At 71.7% G+C, this 2,485-nt stretch carries 3 protein-coding genes; all 3 read left to right on the forward strand.

The features are described 5' to 3' along the window. The coding region (locus L0B03_RS16600; RefSeq protein ID WP_250447935.1) for a flagellar hook-length control protein FliK at positions 1-454 on the forward strand (454 nt) is incomplete at its 5' end. Between the two features lie 15 nt (positions 455-469). Further along, positions 470-1,000 carry a flagellar hook assembly protein FlgD gene (locus L0B03_RS16605; RefSeq protein ID WP_250447937.1) on the forward strand — a complete coding sequence of 177 codons (531 nt, stop codon included), beginning with the start codon at positions 470-472 and terminating at the stop codon, positions 998-1,000. A gap of 33 nt (positions 1,001-1,033) precedes the next feature. Beyond that, the gene (locus tag L0B03_RS16610) at positions 1,034-2,212 is read left to right on the forward strand and encodes a flagellar hook protein FlgE (protein WP_250447939.1); all 1,179 of its coding nucleotides are present in this window, start codon (positions 1,034-1,036) and stop codon (positions 2,210-2,212) included. Positions 2,213-2,485: the final 273 nt, after the last annotated feature.

Consider the following 2,485-nt stretch of genomic DNA (forward strand, 5'->3'; position numbering starts at 1 on the left):
CCCTGCGCCCCCGGCGCCGCCCGCCCCGGACCACGCCCGGCCGCTGGCCGACCAGCTCGGGGTCCGGCTCGCCGGCCTGCGCAGCGCCGGCGAGGGCCAGCACGTGCTCACCATGCGCGTCGACCCCGAGAGCATCGGACCGATCAGGGTGGTCGCGCACATCGGGCCCGAGGGGGTGCGGATCGAGCTGCTCGGGGCGACCGAGCAAGCCCGTGAGGCACTTCGCGGGGCCCTGCCGGACCTGCGCCGTGACCTCGTCGCTGCCGGCTTCCCTGCCGACCTCGGCCTGGGCGGTGACGGCAAGGGCGGCCTCAAGGGCGACGGGACCGGCGCCGATGCTCAGGGCAAGGGCACCTCGACCGGCGAAGGCACCGACCTGACCGACACCGACGACGACGGCGACGACGCCTCGGCACCCACCGGGCTGCACCGCGGCCTCGACCTGACCCTCTGACAGGGAGAACCACCCATGAGCATCATGCCGACCGAGACGACCGTCGCGGCCACCTCCCTGCACTCGACCGCCACCCCGGCGACCGAGGCCAAGAAGGAGATGGACTCCGAGGTCTTCCTCGCGCTCCTCGTGGCGCAGCTGCGCAACCAGGACCCCACGTCCCCCATGGACACCACCGAGATGATGGCCCAGTCCACGCAGCTCGCGTCCATGGAGCAGCTGACCGCCCTCACGGACACCTCGCGGGAGAGCTTCGCCCTGCAGATGCGCGTCGCGGCTGCCGGGATGGTCGGCCAGGAGGTCAGCTTCGTCGACGCCGACGGCGTCACGCAGACCGGCATCGCCGACTCCGTCTCCTTCGCCTACGAGGTGCCGCAGGTCAAGGTCGGCGAGTGGACCATCCCGCTCGACGCCGTGTCCCTCGTGCGTGCCGCAGGGAACCAGGCCGGTGGCGCCGCCGCCGGCTCCACCAGCCCGTCGGGCTCCACCACCCCGTCCACCGACTCCTCGACCCCCACCTCCGGCAGCGCCGGAACCGCTGCCTGACCAGGCCGCTCCACCACTCGAAGGGAAACTCCCATGCTGCGCTCACTCTTCTCCGGCATCAGCGGTCTCCGGGCACACCAGACGATGCTCGACGTCACCGGCAACAACATCGCCAACGTCAACACCACGGGCTTCAAGGCCTCCCAGACGCAGTTCCAGGACACGCTCTCCCAGGTGCTCACCAATGCCGGTGGCGCCCAGCCCGGCCTCGGTGGCACCAACCCGGCGCAGGTCGGCCTCGGCGTGCAGGTCGCCGGTGTCACGACCAACTTCCAGCAGGGCGCGGCCCAGCTGACCAACCGCTCGACCGACATGATGATCTCGGGCGACGGGTTCTTCATGGTCCGCAAGGGCAACGAGCAGTTCTACACGCGGGCCGGGGCGTTCAGCTTCGACGCGACCGGTCAGCTCGTGACCCCCGACGGCGGCCTGGTCCGCGGCTGGGCGGCCGACGCCAACGGGAACGTCGACACCAACGGGCCACTGTCCGACATGCGGCTGCCGATCGCGACCCTCATGGGTGCGACGGCCACGACGGCGGCGAGCTTCGAGGGCAACCTTCCCTCCGAGGCGGCGGCGGGCACCGTGCTCAACCGTGAGGTCGACGTGTACGACGGCGCGGGCAACATGACCTCGCTGCAGCTCGCCTTCACCCGGACCGCAGCGGGCTGGGACGTCGCGGCCACCCGCAACGGTGCCGTGGTCGGCACCAGCGCGATGACCTTCAACGCGGCCGGGCAGCTGACCGGTGGTGGCACCCTCAACGCCGGGGGCATCGCGGTCAACCTGAGCACGACCACCGGCTTCGCGGGGCTCGACACCATCAAGGCCTCGACGCAGGACGGGCGTGCGGCAGGCTCGCTGCAGTCCTTCACGATCAACGCCGACGGCACCCTGATGGGCTCGTTCAGCAACGGCCTCAAGCAGGCCGTCGGACGCGTGTCCCTCGCGACCTTCGCCAACCCGGCGGGCCTCGAGAAGGCCGGCGGCTCGCTGTACCGCACGAGCATCAACTCGGGCGAGGCCCAGGTCGGTGCCGCGGGCACGGATGGCCGTGGCTCGCTCACCGGCGGTGCGCTCGAGATGTCGAACGTGGACCTCTCGGCCGAGTTCACCAATCTGATCATCGCCCAGCGCGGGTTCCAGGCGAACAGCCGCGTCATCACCACCTCGGACGAGATGCTCCAGGAGCTCGTCAACCTCAAGCGCTGATCCACCCTCGCGCCAGGACGTGCGGCCTCCGGCCCACCACGTCCTGGCGCGAGACCAGCACCACCGCGTGCACGAACCCCGTGCGGCCACCGGCCTGCGGGGTTCTTGCGCGCCCGGGTCCGGAGCGAGGCCCCCGCTGGGCCGACCATCCCCGCCGTCCCCCGGCCGCACTCCTGAGTCGGCGTTGGGGTCGGTTCAGGTCACTATCCGACCCCGTGCGGCCACCGGCCTGCGGGGTTCTTGCGCGCCCGGGTCCGGAGCGAGGCCCCCGCT

Source organism: Actinotalea sp. C106 (assembly GCF_023630195.1).
Lineage (GTDB): Bacteria > Actinomycetota > Actinomycetes > Actinomycetales > Cellulomonadaceae > Actinotalea.